This is a genomic window from Paenibacillus ottowii, from assembly GCF_050516475.1.
Lineage (GTDB): Bacteria > Bacillota > Bacilli > Paenibacillales > Paenibacillaceae > Paenibacillus > Paenibacillus ottowii.
In genome coordinates, this window is sequence record NZ_CP191577.1 from 4,059,721 (window position 1) to 4,073,793 (window position 14,073).

The following is a 14,073-nucleotide window of genomic DNA, read 5'->3' on the forward strand; positions in this document are numbered from 1 at the left end:
CCAGTGTGGCCGATCACCCTCTCAGGTCGGCTACGCATCGTCGCCTTGGTAGGCCTTTACCCCACCAACTAGCTAATGCGCCGCAGGCCCATCCACAAGTGACAGATTGCTCCGCCTTTCCTCCTTCACCCATGCAGGAAAAGGATGTATCGGGTATTAGCTACCGTTTCCGGTAGTTATCCCTGTCTTGTGGGCAGGTTGCCTACGTGTTACTCACCCGTCCGCCGCTAGGTTAATTAGAAGCAAGCTTCTAATTAACCCCGCTCGACTTGCATGTATTAGGCACGCCGCCAGCGTTCGTCCTGAGCCAGGATCAAACTCTCCATTAAAGACCAACCGAAGCTGGTTTATCGAAAGAGCGATTAGCTCATTTTGAAACTGACGAGATAAAATATCTCTTGTTTGCTTTCATTTTATACAGCCAGACGGCATGTACCAAAATTTCAGCGTTGGATTTTGTAAACAAAATCCGTACTCACTCGTTGTTCAGTTTTCAAAGATCAAACTTACATAATATTTTATTTCTCTTCTTCACCGCGTCTCAGCGGCGACTTAAATAATATATCATAATTCTATCATCTTTGCAACACTTTTTTTCAGAAGATTTTTTTGATCAATTCTACTTTATTTTCGCGTCACTAATTATCTTGTAAAAGACAACTATAATAGCATATCACATTACTATGCTAATTAGCAACATTTTTTCAGTTTTATTTTTTTTGCAGTTACTTCCTTTAAACAAAGAGACTATCATTCCCAACTAGCAGAATAACAGCCTCTTTTAGACTCATCCCTTCGCCTTACGACTAACAAATCAGGACACTCCTAATGCTTATCTCCTTTTATTTATTTTACGTCAGTCATTAATCCATGGATTTTGACGGGCACGAGCACTATAGGATGAAGAACGAGATCTTCCTCCTGTCGATTTGCGGGATTTATGCTTCTTAACCGCAGCATGTTCGCTTGCAACCTTGGCTTTAGATGTTTCTTCTTTTGAAGTATTACTAGAGGTGTCTTTTGATTTACCTTTAGAAGCGCTATCGTCTTTTTTTGTAGAAGAAGTTACTTCATTTTGAGATGAAACAGTCAAATTGTTACCTACCTCTTGCGTTCCCGTAGAGGCTGGGACCGACTCGGTATCCCCTTCCCGGCACCCACAGTCTGGCATAAACATATAGGGTGTTGTATATCCCTCTAATGGATACATAGGTGCATTTCCATGTGCGAACGGATGGTATGGCTGATTTGCGGTGTGTTGGCCTACTGGTTGGCTATAGTCCGACACATAACCATTTGCAGGCAAACTATATTGTGATCCTCCCCACGCGTGGCCCCACTGGGTACCCTGGACTGCACTCTCTGGTTGCTGCTGCGGGCCCCCTTGATGGATAAATGGAGGATAGACAGGATAGGATGTATTTTCAGACGCTTCATGACCTGGATAAAGCCCCGGGGTGCAGCAGCAATCTGAATATGCGGGATAAGGTGTAGGATGAGCATGTATGGGTGCTGTTTGCATTGATCCCCAGCACCATGGATGCTCACAGTCATGATGATAACCCTGATCAGCAACTGCAGTGGGAGAAGCATGCTCTGCAAAGGAGGTATTTACAGGAGCATTCCCCCAATTCTGAGGAGACCCAATACCCGGATACCACGTGTTTGGCATTGCATTTGTTGGCAGACTGTAATCAAATGCTGGTTGCTGTAATGGCCATGAGGAATTTTCCATCGGCTTCGAGCTTGTGCAGCCACAGAATTTTTCAGTTACGGGTTGCTTCTCGATATGAACTGGAAGCTGCGGTTTAGGCACAATCGGTTGGGTAACTATCGGTTGCATTTGTTGAGGTGGGGCAGGTTGAGTAATTATAGGCTGCAATTGAGGTGGAGCAGGATTTGCGGGCGCTATATTCACAGGCGCCATATTCACGGGTGCCATATTCACAGGTGCCATAGGAACTTCAGGCAGTTTTAATTCAGGAAGTTTAGGGGGATTCGCCGTTTCTTTCGGTTGCGTCATCTCTTCTTTAGGGATAGGCATATTCTCCGGTTTAGGCTGCGTTAATTCCGCCTTGGGCTGGGTAAGTTCCTCTTTGATTGGGGATTCAGGTTTAGGCTGTGTCATCTCTTCTTTAGGGTTAGGTATATTCTCCGAATTAGGCTGAGTCATTTCTTCCTTGACTTCAGTATTTTTTTTGTTCACAGAAGGATCAGATATGCTTTCTTTGTAGTGTGGAATATTTACTGTTTCACCAACCAGAAGTGCGTTGGGGTTTTTAAGCTGGGAATTGGCATCAATGATTATCTTCAGCGGTACATTCCACGCCTTAGATAACTTCCACAACGTATCTCCTTGTTTAACCTTGTGTTGATAGACCGTTGACGGCTGTGTTTCCATCGTAACAGGTTCTGTCGGAATTTTAATTTTCTCGCCGATGCTCAACTGATTAGGATCTGCCAATTGGGGATTGGCGGCAATAACTTTCTCCAGTGTCACATTATACTTCTGTGCCAGTAAGTACAGAGTGTCACCTTTTTTGACGATGTGTATTTTCACAGGCCACAAACCTCCTAGACTTTCGTTCGGGCGGGATAAACGCCCGGCTTCTGTTATTACATCCTATGCACCTCCCGGGCGAATGACCCCATACAAACAAAAAAATCCTCTCAACCGAATACTCTAACAAGCATTCAGTCAAAAGGATCTTGTATTATTTTAGTCCTGCCACACTTTATAGCCATCCTGATCTACAATCTTTCGGAACTCAGCCAGCAGCTGCAAAGTCACTGGGCCAGCAACGCCGGAGCCGATCGTACGACCATCCACTTCATAAGCTGCAATCACTTCTGCCGCGGTTCCTGTAAAAAACACCTCATCCGCAACATATACATCATGCAATGTAAATGGTTGCTCCTTAAGCGAATATCCAAGCTTGGCGCACAAATCAATGATTGCATTACGAGTAATCCCCTCAAGCGCTCCCAAATAGCAAGGTGGTGTATACAACACTCCATTTTTGACAATAAAAATGTTGTCAGCAGAACCTTCCGTCACATATCCTTGAGAATTGAGCATAATAGCCTCGCCTACACCAGCATAGTTAGACTGGATTTTCACCAGGATATTGTTGAGGTAGTTCAATGATTTAATCTTCGGATTCAAAGCATCCGGGATGTTGCGACGCTGAGAGACAGAGATTGTCTTTAAGCCAGTCAAGTAAGCTTCTTCTGGATAAATAGCGAGCTGCTCGACGATAATGATGACACTTGCCTTCGCACAACGAAGAGGATCTAAACCTAGATTTCCGGCACCACGGGATACAACCAGCCGGATATATCCATTACGCATGTCGTTAAGACGAATCGTTTCAGCCATTGCTTCCAACATTTCGTCAGGAGACAATGGAATGTTCAACTGAATAGATTTCGCAGAATCATACAGACGCTCTAAGTGCTCCTTACATTTAAAAATATTGCCGTTATAAATACGAATACCCTCAAATATACCGTCTCCATACAAGAATCCATGATCATATACGGAAACCTTTGCGTTCTCCTTAGTCACATGCTGTCCATCCAGATAGATCCATTGTTCTGCCATTACAACCACACCTCCGATTAGTGTTCCTTCAAAATAGGTTCGATCGCTGCCTCAATATACTTGTAGCTTGGATAAGAGCCCAGAATGCGTACATGACACCCCAAAGCTTCGATCTCTGCAAAGGCTGCCGGAAGCAAAACGGATTGCAGTGATTCCAGAACTTCAATGTAGAAATAATAATTCCCCAATTGCTTTTTGGTCGGACGCGATTCAATACGAGACAGATTTAACCTGCGCCATGCAAAGGCAGATAAAACCTGATGCAGCGCTCCCGGGAAATCCTGTGGCGGCGTGACCAGAATACTGGTTCGCTGGCCTTCTGGCGTACGCGAGAACTTTACAGGTTGATGTCCGATCAAAACAAAGCGGGTAAAGTTGTTATCGTGATCCGTCACTTTACTGGCCAAAATGTCCAATCCGTGTTTGGCAGCCGCAAGCTTGGTCCCAAGAGCAGTCCAACCTTTACCTGGGTTATGCTTAACAATTTCGACGGCTTCTGCCGTACTTCCTGCACTCTCCAGCTCGGCTTGAGGTGCGAAAGCTTGTATGAATTCTTTACATTGGGGAAGTGCTACAGGATGGGACATAATTTTGACCACTTTGCTCAAATCAAGCTTGTCCTGATCCCCGAGAAATTCACTACGATGTCCAATAAGATTTTGAATTGAAGGATATACCCATTCCGCCTGCATTGGAATGTCTACCTCATGTACAAGCCAGTCCATATGCAAACTTACAGAGCCATCAATCGTATTTTCTATAGGAATTACACTATAGTCCGCCTGTCCCTTGTCTATTGCCTGAAATACGTCTGCTATATGCTTGTAAAACAGTAGTTCACAGGGTGTATCTCCTAACAAATATTTAATCGCTTCATGAGAGACAGTTCCCTCAGGAAGAAGTGCAATTCGTATCATATCGTAAGTTCCCCTTTAATCATATCCATAAAAGGGTGTGTATTCCCTTCCGTATATACTTTAACCCCTTCACTCTCCGGGCGCAATTTTAAAACAGACGCAGTGATTCCCTCTTTTTTCATTGTCTCTGTTAAATATTGCTCAAGCTCCGCTTTACGATTTTCCCGTTGATCCGTCAATGCCAGCAACGTCGGCCCAGCACCGCTAAGAGCCACTCCCAATGCACCATATTGGTGCGCATCCTGTAAGATCTCTGCCATACCCGGCACAAGTGCCGCACGATAAGGCTGGTGAAGCTGATCACGCATCGCTTCGGCGATTAGATCTGTTCGACCCGAAGCCAGTGCCGCTACCAACATTGAAGCATGGCTTATATTATATACAGCATCCTTCAAGGATACATGGGCGGGTAGGACCTCTCTGGCCTTCGACGTGGACAGTTGAAAATCTGGGATAACTACCATAACTTCCAAATTAGCATCTGGTTCAATCCGTAAGTGCTTGGCATGCTTGCCGTCCCATACAGCAGTAATAATACCGCCAAACAAAGAGGCCCCTACATTGTCCGGATGTTTTTCAATAGCGCTTGCCATGTCAAATAGCTCGGAATCCGATAAAGGCGAGCCAATCAGCGTATTAGCTGCCACCAGCGCACCTATAATGGCGGAAGCGCTGCTGCCCAAACCACGGGTAAGCGGAATGTCCGAATACATCGAAATTTCCAGCTCAGGAACAGATACACCTGCTTCACGAAAAACCGTTTGTGCTACCTTGTAAATCAAATTGGTTTTATCTTGGGGAACGCCATTCATTTGATCTCCGTATAGATGAAAAACTGTCTGCTCGGCCTCTTTCAATTCAATCCATGCGTATAGAGACAATGCCATGCCTAATGTATCAAAGCCGGGGCCTAGGTTGGCCGTACTTGCAGGCACGCGCACTCTTGCTGTTTTCAAAACGGTCATACAGATGATTCCTCCTGCTTTTATTGACTATCCCTCTACTCGGTATACACTCTTGATGCGGCGAATCACGTCCAAAGTTTCAAAATGTTCCAAAACCTTTTTCATGCTTGCTTTACTAGCTAAATGAGTCACGATAATAATCTCAGCATCGGGGTTAGTCTCATTGGGCTGCTGCACGACAGATGCCAAACTAACATTGAATTCAGCAAATACCTGCGTAATCCGTGCCAACACCCCTGCTTTATCATCTACGTGTAAAAGCACGAAATTTTTGAAATATACATCTTCGTCATTGCAAATTTTTTTAGGATTGTAGGGTACGATTGCTTTAAGCCCATTTACGCCGAGTTTGAGGTTTTTCACTACAGCTACCAGATCAGCCACAACTGATGTAGCTGTTGGCATTTCGCCTGCGCCTGCCCCATAAAACATGGTTTCTCCCACTGCTTCACCATGCACATAAACGGCGTTGAATACCCCGTTCACCGAAGCCAATGGATGCTGCTTGCGCACCATCGTCGGCTGAACATTAATCGTAAACTCATCACCTTGGCGCTCTGCAATACCGAGCAATTTCATTTCATATCCTAGTTTTTTAGCAAACGCAATATCTTCACTGGTTACCTTTGAAATGCCGCTCACGCTTACATCCTTGAGCTCTACATTAGAGCGGAAACCGAGGGTTCCCAGTATTGCCATCTTGCGAGCCGCATCCAATCCTTCGACATCTGAGGTCGGGTCAGACTCTGCATATCCAAGCTCTTGCGCTTCCTTAAGAACCTCCTCGTACGAGGCTCCTTCCTGACTCATTTTAGTTAAAATAAAGTTTGTCGTACCGTTCACAATCCCCATAATGCGGGTAATACGGTCAGAGGAGAACCCTTCAATGAGTGTACGAATGATCGGGATACCACCTGCCACACTAGCCTCATAAAAAATATCACATTGTTTTTCCTGTGCTTTTGCCAACACTTCAGAACCGTGCAATGCCATTAAGTCCTTATTGGCCGTTACAATGTGTTTGCCTCTCTCCAGCGCTTCGAGAATGTACTCCTTCGTCTGATCAATCCCACCCATGACTTCGATAATCACATCAATTTCAGGGTCTCGAATGACTTCCCATGGATCCTCAGTAAGTTTGGCGTTGTCCACTTCTATGGAACGATACTTATCTACGTTTTTTACAGCTATTTTTTCAATGATGATCGGTGAACCTACTTGTCTGCTCAAGTCTTCCTGATTGCCCTCTACGATTCGAACAACTCCCGTACCTACCGTCCCCAAGCCTAACAATCCTACTTTGACCGGTTTCATCCATTCCCCTCCTGCAAACTTTTTATCTAATCAATTATATCGTTTCAGCCTTGCCCAATCAGGCGGACCCGCTTGACCCCAGGAATGCTTTCCAAGCCCTCCAGCAAAACACCCAACTCATCACTAAGTCTTGACATTTCGACTGAGATGACTACGTTGGCTCTGCCCTGCAGTGGAATACTTTGCTGGATCGTCAGCACATTACCTCCATAATCTGCCACTCTGCCGAGTACTCTGGACAGCATGCCGGATTGATGGTCCAAATCAATAGAGATATTGACAATTCGCTCACGCTCCAACTGGTTAACCAGATGTATGCCATCTTTATATTTGTAAAAGGCGCTTCGGCTTAGCCCAACTTGCTCCACGGCATCATGTACGGTTTTAACATCTCCCGAAGCCAGCAGCTGTTTTACCTGTATGGTCTTAACAATAGCTTCAGGCAAAATATCTTCCCGTACCAAGTAATAGCGCTCTTTCAAGAACGTCCTCTCCTCAAAGACTTATGTTTTTGTATAGAGGACATTATATCGAAACTCATGAAAATCGGCAAGCTAACAATACAAAAAACGGCTACTGTCTTCTATAGAATTCTCTATAGTGCAGTAACCGTTCAGGTTTTAAAGCTTTATTTAAATTTTAGTAGTAGCTGCTGCCTTCTACGAATTCGAACTCGAAATCAGCAATACGGACAGATGTACCATCTGTGGCCCCACGCTTACGCAGCTCAGCATCCACACCCATGTGACGCAACGTTCTTGCTAATTTTAATATGGCATCATGCGAATTCATCTGCATGCGCTTCATCATGCGCTCAATTTTGGGGCTGTGCACCACGAATGTGTCGTTTTCACGTACAATCGTAAAGCCCTCGTCTTCAGCTGTATCCAACTTGAATACCTTACGTTCGCTAACTTCTGCCACTTCCTCAACAACTGGCTCGTCCGGTATTTGATCCAAGAGATCAGCAGCCCGATAGAGCAGTTCCTTTACACCTTGACGTGTCAGAGAGGAAATAGGCATAATTTCAAGGTCAGGACGTATCGCAGCAACCTGCTCTTTGAAGTGAACAAGGTTTTCTTCAGCTTCAGGCATATCCATTTTATTAGCCGCCACAATTTGTGGACGCTCAGCTAGTCCTGCATTATATTGCTTTAATTCGTCGTTTATTTTCGTCCAGTCTTCAAATGGGTCACGCCCTTCGGAGCCAGCCATATCCACGACATGGATAATAATACGCGTGCGCTCAATGTGACGCAGAAATTCATGCCCCAGTCCAGTGCCTTCATGGGCTCCTTCAATCAAACCAGGTAAATCGGCCATTACAAAGTTCCGCTGATCGCCCACATCCACAACTCCCAGATTTGGGGTAATCGTTGTAAAGTGGTATGCGCCAATTTTGGGTTTTGCCGAAGATACAACCGACAACAAGGTAGACTTTCCTACACTAGGGAATCCGACGAGGCCTACGTCAGCCATCACTTTTAACTCAAGTGTAATGTAACGTTCTTGGCCCTCTGCACCGTTTTCAGCCAGTTCAGGCGCTGGATTGTTTGGCGTAGCAAAACGAATATTGCCACGTCCTCCGCGTCCTCCTTTAGCTACCACAACCTGTTGACCATGACGCGTCATATCTGCCAATACCTCACCAGTATCATCATCAATGATAACTGTTCCCGGTGGTATACGAACGATCATGTGCTCTGCGTTGGCTCCGTGTTGGCTTTTGTTACGTCCTTTTACTCCGCGCGGGGCTTTAAAATGCCGTTGATACCGAAAATCCATCAAGGTACGCAAACCCTCATCTACACGGAAAATCACATCTCCACCGTTCCCTCCGTCACCACCAGCTGGACCGCCATTAGGAACGTATTTCTCACGGCGAAACGCAATTAATCCGTCTCCACCGTCACCGCCTTTAACAAAAATCTTCGCTTTATCTACAAACATGGTTACACCTTCCTTATGTCTGGCACTGCATTCGAATTTGAAGCATATTCCCTGTAGGAAGCTTCTCTGTTCGAAGGCGCTCACTTCCGAGTACGGATTTGACCTGCTTTAGTATATTTAAATCAGCAGGTATATCACTTCCTTCAAAACGGACGATAACATCATTCTGATCCATACCAAAATAAAGTGTCAATCTGCGCACTTCTCCCCAGGACGACCGGCCCCCGCCATATTGATACGCACGCACCGTTTGTATGACGGCCGAGGCAAGCGACTCGCCGTCTTCGGGAGACATGACAGCGTCTAACTTTAACTCCTCCTCAACCTGTACCAACAACTGTAAATTTCCGGCGTTCACGCGAAAAGACTGCAAGTAAAACACCAGCGAGGGAATCCCTAGCTTAGATATTTTACTGTCTTCCGACACCCGCCCTTTTATTGTTTCCACATAAGCAGCTGATTTATCATGCTTATTCATACGAATATAGCCATAAAGCACCTGCAAATCATTCATCCAATCATGCCGATGATGGTTAAGCGTCGCTATCGCTGTACGCTCTAAAGAACGCAAAGCAGCTTTTCGCTCATGTTCAACCTGTTTTTGTGTATACCACATACCAAAACAAGCAGCAGCTACAGCCCACACAGCTAGTATGATAATCGTTAATGCTTTGGGATAGAGCAGTGAAAAAACCAAAGGAATCAGAATGGAACCCAACGCCAGATAAGGCGCTCTTATCCGCTGGAACATAGCTTCTCTCCGTTCTGCGATAATTAAATGGATTAATCAACAACCTTAACCCAGTATAGCACAGACTAACTTTCCAGTTCATTACCATCATGCAAAAAAGCCTCCGACAAAAGTGCCGGAGGCTTTTCAGCGTGTCTAAGCCGCTATTAAGCTTCTACAGTAGCTGCTACTGGAGCAACGTCGATCGGGTAGATGCTCACCTTTTTGCGATCACGGCCCCAACGTTCGAACTTCACAACGCCGTCCACTTTCGCGAACAGAGTGTCGTCCTTACCGATGCCCACGTTCGTGCCTGGGTGAATTTTCGTTCCGCGTTGACGAACCAAGATGCTACCGCCGGTAACTGCTTGACCGTCAGCACGTTTCACTCCAAGACGTTTCGATCTGCTGTCACGTCCGTTTTTCGTGGAACCTACACCTTTTTTCGATGCGAATAACTGAAGATCCAATGTCAATTTCAACATGATGTCTACCTCCTTCTTTGTTTATTTTCTATTTGAATATACTTACCGTATGATTCAGCAATGCTTGTCAGCATAATCACCATGGACTCCAACAACAGTTGAACCTGTGCGTTCGCATCATGATAACTTTCAGGAGAAAGATACGCGCTTAAAAAGCCGTTTTCCATTTCTGTTTCCATTTCAACGTCTGTAAGAGCTCCAATCGAATTGACAGTTCCTACTGTTACCGCTGAAACACCAGCACATACGATATCTTCGCCAGATTTAGCAAAATTCGCATGGCCTTTAACAGAAAACCCCTGTATGCTGCCATCCTCCAGTCGTGTAATACGCACGATAATCACTTATCGCACCCTCTTACGCTTGGATTTTTTCAATCGTCACTTTCGTGTACGGTTGACGATGACCTTGCTTCACATGGTAGTTCTTTTTAGGTTTGTATTTGTATACGACTACCTTTTGACCTTGACCATGCTTCTCAACTTTAGCCGTTACAGAAGCTCCGGAAAGAAGCGGTGTACCTGCTGTCAAGCCATTGTCGCCGGACACTGCCAGAACACGATCGAACGTTACAGTTTCACCATCATTAGCTTCCAACTTCTCGATGAACAATACATCGCCCTCTTGAACTTTGTATTGCTTACCACCTGTTTCAATAATTGCGTACATTTGCTTGCACCTCCTTATGTCTCAGACTCGCCTAATAGCAGGTGGCAGTTTCCTTAGGATACTGCGCTTCAGTACCTGATTGGAGCGGTTACAGCATGTGCAGCCAATCTTACGCATCACACATACTAAATGATTGTAGCACAAGGTTCGTACACATTCAACCTTTAGTTTAGAAATAATTTTTGATTAAGCATCATTTTATACGAGCGTCTTTTCTTCACGCACTTTTTTACGGGTCATTTCCAGTAAACCCAGCCGCGTCCAACCGACAACATATGATTTGGTCCGGTCCTTTTTCAATCTTGCCTCCAGCACAGATGATACTTCCCTACGATTCTCCTCTTGTTCCATATCGATAAAATCAATGATGATAATACCTCCAATATCACGCACACGTACGAGGCGGGCAATCTCTTCTGCCGCTTCAATGTTCGTCTGGGTCACCGTCTCTTCCAGATTACTTCCTCCAGTAAACTTCCCAGTATTCACATCAATAACAGTCAATGCCTCCGTATGATCAATGACAATGTATCCGCCACCCTGTAGCCATACCTTTCGCGCAAAATCGCGTTCCAGCTGTTCATGAATGCCATAAGCTTTGAAAATGGTTTCTTCTGCATTATTACGAAATATCTTGACATGCGCTTTCGCAGAACCAATCTGGTGCAGCATTACTTCTGCATCTTTTGCCTGCTCCTCACTGTCAATGACCAGTTCATCCTGCTCCGGTGTAAACACATCGCGAATTAAACGTTGAACGATACTCAAATCCCGGTGCAATTCACATGGCGCAGAATGTTCACCCGATTTACGCTGAATAGCCGCCCATTGCTTGCGTAGTTGATTCAGATCATTTTCAATCGCCTCTATACTCATTTCCTCTGAAACCGTACGAATTATGAGCCCTTCCTCACCCGTGCGTAGCTGCTCTCCCATTGCTTTCAAACGGGCACGTTCTCCCTCACGCTCAATTTTCTTGGATACAGCCACATAATCAGCACGGGGCATGTATACAATCCAGCGGCCCGGAAGTGAAAAATGAGTGGTCACTCTGGCTCCTTTGCTGCCAACTGCCTCTTTTAATACCTGTACTACAATTTCCTGCCCCACCTTTAACAGTTCAGAAATGGACGGCTTTACCTCTGGCTGCTTTTCCAAATGGGCATGAAGTACATCATCTACATACAAAAAAGCATTCTTTCGCTGTCCAATGTCAACAAAGGCGGCTTGCATACCAGGTAGCACATTGACCACTCTCGCTTTAAAAAAAGAACCTAGGATTCCACGTTTTCGCGGTAGTTCAGCCGCATATTCAACCAATCGTCCCTCTTCCAACAGTGCCATTTGGGTCATCTGCGGTTGGCATTGTACTATCATTTGCTTCATGGTTTTTCAACCTCTCTAAATACAGCCTCTTCCTCAATTCATAAAACATTATTTTGGCTTGGGTTCTCCACCATTTGGCGGGCGTGCCGCAAAATAAGAGCGTATTAGTCGTTGCTCCGGCAATACAGCTACAATCCGTCCCTGTTCATTCATAACGTAAACCATATGATATCGATCTCTTCTGAAAAGACGCAAAACAGGCTCTAAATGTTTCATGGGCAGGGATACTATAGGTATAGCAACGCTTCCCTTAGCCGCTTCGCGGTAAAAAAGCTCGTCCCTCCCCAACAAAAAACGTATAAAACGGTAAGGGATATTTCGATAATCCACAATATTAGAATAAAGCAAAAAAAACCCTACCGCCAGCAGATTTAAATGTAAAGGTTCACCTTGCCTTAATAATGGCGAAATGCCATACAGGCAAAATAACAGACTTGTTACGATACTGGCTCTAAAAGTCCATATTAATGTGCGATGATAGGAAAAGAATATGCTAATCAACGACTGCAATATTTTACCACCATCAAGTGGTAAAATAGGCAACAAATTAAACAATGCAATAACAGCATTTCCCTGAATAATGTAATTTACATAAGCATGCTCCACCCCGTTCACATTCCTAAGCCACAATAGGATAATGATCATGATTCCGTTTTGCAAGGGGCCGGCTAGGGCAATGATAATCTCCTTCCACGCATTAAGCTTACCCTGATCCTCAATGACAGCCACTCCTCCAAAGGGTAACATCTGTATGGAAAGCAACCGCGCCCCTAATAATGATGCGGCTGTCGCATGACCTAGCTCATGTATAAACACCAGTGTAAATAAGGTCATGATCTCGATAAAATGTCCAGTTAATACAGAGGTCAGCATAACTAGTACAAACAGTGGATGCAGTGATAAGGTTACCCCCCGGACATTAATCAAGGGCTACCACTTCCGACGGGTCAATGTATTGATCCCCTCTTTGAATTGCCAAAAATAAAGTTGCCGCCTCACTACCGCCGTGGCTTGCTGGCAATACACCGATCTCTTCTCCCTCCTGAACCCAATCGTTCACTTTTAAGGTAGAGCGAGAAAGTCTTCCGTAAGTTGCTGTGATACCACCAGTGTGACGAATGGTAACTGAAATCCCACTTTTGGGATGATTTATTACGTCTAATACACGTCCTGCATCTATACTTTTAACAGCGATTGCCCCGTTATCGGTAACATTCGGCGTAATCTCTACCCCTTTAAGGCTTAGTACAAATGGCTGTGTTATATTGCCTTCAATCGGTGGGGAACCCTTTCGACTTGCGTTTACCTGATTCGTTTCATGCTGCTCGCCAAAAATCGGCAAAAAGGAAGGGGCTCCGTCAAAATAAGTTTTATACCATTGTCCGGCGGCTGCAAAATCCATGTCCTTATTCAAGGCATCCGCGATAAACATTCTCACATTAACTGCATAGGGAATATCCCAGCGAAATAAGCCCCATACCACTCCGAATAACAATGATGCTATGACAGTCCTACGCCAAAAGGAACTCCAAAAAGACGGACCACGATTTGCCCCAAAAGATTGCTGCCATCGTTGTCGATCATTTTTCCACTCGGTTTCCGGGTCTCTAAGTGAGTCGGCACTGACTACAGGCATCGATTTCATTTCTCTGTACTCATACCGATTCTGATCTATGCCTAAGGAATACGCCTCCGCTTTGTTTCCCTCGATTAGCTGCTGTATACGTTCTTTTCTGCGCTGCTTGATTCCGGAGTTTTTATCCATACTGTTCCGCCCCCTCAGCGAGGTAAGTTTATTACATCTTATGAGGACGGGCTTCAACTTATGTTGTCCGGCGAGGGATTACATACCCTAAAAACCAAAAAAACCGGTGCTAGCGCACCGGATATGTTTTGGTTTGTATATATGATATTTATGTAATGACCCTAAATTTACAAACCAGAATCATAGAAATTTAAAAAAGTAAACCAAAAACACTTAAATAAGTTGTTACTTATTTAAGTGTCTAGTATTACAAATGAACGCTTTCTGTAACACTTACCTAGAAAGTCT

Annotated in this window: 14 protein-coding genes and 2 other annotated features (1 of these 16 only partly in view); all 14 genes read right to left on the reverse strand. The window is 44.8% G+C overall.

The window, feature by feature from the left end:
• Positions 1–282 (reverse strand) — a sequence feature (16S ribosomal RNA rRNA prediction is too short); it reaches 74 nt to the left of the window's first position.
• 574 nt (positions 283–856) lie between these two features.
• The 14 genes from ACQQ6X_RS18880 to ACQQ6X_RS18945 all read right to left on the reverse strand — a co-directional run bounded on the left by ACQQ6X_RS18880 (position 857) and on the right by ACQQ6X_RS18945 (position 13,785).
• Positions 857–2,560 carry a LysM peptidoglycan-binding domain-containing protein gene (locus ACQQ6X_RS18880; RefSeq protein ID WP_305166566.1) on the reverse strand — a complete coding sequence of 568 codons (1,704 nt, stop codon included), beginning with the start codon at positions 2,558–2,560 and terminating at the stop codon, positions 857–859.
• Between the two features lie 159 nt (positions 2,561–2,719).
• The gene (gene ilvE, locus ACQQ6X_RS18885; protein ID WP_063212798.1) at positions 2,720–3,604 is read right to left on the reverse strand and encodes a branched-chain-amino-acid transaminase; all 885 of its coding nucleotides are present in this window, start codon (positions 3,602–3,604) and stop codon (positions 2,720–2,722) included.
• A gap of 17 nt (positions 3,605–3,621) precedes the next feature.
• Positions 3,622–4,521, reverse strand: a complete 900-nt coding sequence (gene pheA, locus ACQQ6X_RS18890; protein WP_305166567.1) for a prephenate dehydratase — start codon at positions 4,519–4,521, stop codon at positions 3,622–3,624.
• Positions 4,518–5,486 carry a homoserine kinase gene (gene thrB / locus ACQQ6X_RS18895; protein WP_305166568.1) on the reverse strand — a complete coding sequence of 323 codons (969 nt, stop codon included), beginning with the start codon at positions 5,484–5,486 and terminating at the stop codon, positions 4,518–4,520. Before thrB ends, pheA begins: the two co-directional genes overlap by 4 nt.
• A gap of 27 nt (positions 5,487–5,513) precedes the next feature.
• Complete coding sequence (locus tag ACQQ6X_RS18900) at positions 5,514–6,800, reverse strand: homoserine dehydrogenase (RefSeq protein WP_305166569.1); 1,287 nt, start codon at positions 6,798–6,800, stop codon at positions 5,514–5,516.
• Between the two features lie 44 nt (positions 6,801–6,844).
• Positions 6,845–7,282 carry an ACT domain-containing protein gene (locus tag ACQQ6X_RS18905; protein WP_063212794.1) on the reverse strand — a complete coding sequence of 146 codons (438 nt, stop codon included), beginning with the start codon at positions 7,280–7,282 and terminating at the stop codon, positions 6,845–6,847.
• A 157-nt stretch (positions 7,283–7,439) separates the two neighbouring features.
• Entirely contained in the window at positions 7,440–8,750 is a 1,311-nt protein-coding gene (obgE, locus tag ACQQ6X_RS18910; protein WP_305166570.1) for a GTPase ObgE, read from the reverse strand.
• 13 nt (positions 8,751–8,763) lie between these two features.
• A complete protein-coding gene (locus ACQQ6X_RS18915; RefSeq protein ID WP_305166571.1) occupies positions 8,764–9,501 on the reverse strand; it encodes a Spo0B domain-containing protein in 738 nt (245 codons plus the stop codon).
• Positions 9,502–9,647: 146 nt separating this feature from the next.
• Positions 9,648–9,965, reverse strand: a complete 318-nt coding sequence (gene rpmA / locus ACQQ6X_RS18920) for a 50S ribosomal protein L27 (RefSeq protein ID WP_013311590.1) — start codon at positions 9,963–9,965, stop codon at positions 9,648–9,650.
• 5 nt (positions 9,966–9,970) lie between these two features.
• On the reverse strand, positions 9,971–10,309 hold the full coding sequence (locus tag ACQQ6X_RS18925; protein ID WP_063212791.1) for a ribosomal-processing cysteine protease Prp: 339 nt from the start codon (positions 10,307–10,309) through the stop codon (positions 9,971–9,973).
• Positions 10,310–10,322: 13 nt separating this feature from the next.
• Positions 10,323–10,634 (reverse strand): 50S ribosomal protein L21, encoded by a 312-nt coding sequence (gene rplU / locus ACQQ6X_RS18930; RefSeq protein WP_013372663.1) that lies wholly within the window; start codon positions 10,632–10,634, stop codon positions 10,323–10,325.
• Between the two features lie 13 nt (positions 10,635–10,647).
• Positions 10,648–10,734 (reverse strand) — a sequence feature (ribosomal protein L21 leader region).
• Between the two features lie 98 nt (positions 10,735–10,832).
• Entirely contained in the window at positions 10,833–12,020 is a 1,188-nt protein-coding gene (locus ACQQ6X_RS18935; RefSeq protein ID WP_305166572.1) for an Rne/Rng family ribonuclease, read from the reverse strand.
• A gap of 48 nt (positions 12,021–12,068) precedes the next feature.
• Complete coding sequence (locus ACQQ6X_RS18940) at positions 12,069–12,947, reverse strand: M50 family metallopeptidase (RefSeq protein ID WP_305166573.1); 879 nt, start codon at positions 12,945–12,947, stop codon at positions 12,069–12,071.
• Positions 12,940–13,785, reverse strand: a complete 846-nt coding sequence (locus tag ACQQ6X_RS18945) for a peptidoglycan DD-metalloendopeptidase family protein (RefSeq protein ID WP_305166574.1) — start codon at positions 13,783–13,785, stop codon at positions 12,940–12,942. The genes ACQQ6X_RS18940 and ACQQ6X_RS18945 overlap by 8 nt, the downstream gene beginning before the upstream one ends.
• Positions 13,786–14,073: the final 288 nt, after the last annotated feature.

Excerpts from the sequence above, each read along its gene's own strand:
- rplU (WP_013372663.1), bottom strand. The coding sequence starts at position 10,634 with ATGTACGCAATTATTGAAACAGGTGGTAAGCAATACAAAGTTCAAGAG.
- thrB (WP_305166568.1), bottom strand. The coding sequence starts at position 5,486 with ATGACCGTTTTGAAAACAGCAAGAGTGCGCGTGCCTGCAAGTACGGCC.
- ACQQ6X_RS18915 (WP_305166571.1), bottom strand. The coding sequence starts at position 9,501 with ATGTTCCAGCGGATAAGAGCGCCTTATCTGGCGTTGGGTTCCATTCTG.
- ilvE (WP_063212798.1), bottom strand. The coding sequence starts at position 3,604 with ATGGCAGAACAATGGATCTATCTGGATGGACAGCATGTGACTAAGGAG.
- ACQQ6X_RS18945 (WP_305166574.1), bottom strand. The coding sequence starts at position 13,785 with ATGGATAAAAACTCCGGAATCAAGCAGCGCAGAAAAGAACGTATACAG.
- ACQQ6X_RS18900 (WP_305166569.1), bottom strand. The coding sequence starts at position 6,800 with ATGAAACCGGTCAAAGTAGGATTGTTAGGCTTGGGGACGGTAGGTACG.
- rpmA (WP_013311590.1), bottom strand. The coding sequence starts at position 9,965 with ATGTTGAAATTGACATTGGATCTTCAGTTATTCGCATCGAAAAAAGGT.
- obgE (WP_305166570.1), bottom strand. The coding sequence starts at position 8,750 with ATGTTTGTAGATAAAGCGAAGATTTTTGTTAAAGGCGGTGACGGTGGA.
- pheA (WP_305166567.1), bottom strand. The coding sequence starts at position 4,521 with ATGATACGAATTGCACTTCTTCCTGAGGGAACTGTCTCTCATGAAGCG.
- ACQQ6X_RS18935 (WP_305166572.1), bottom strand. The coding sequence starts at position 12,020 with ATGAAGCAAATGATAGTACAATGCCAACCGCAGATGACCCAAATGGCA.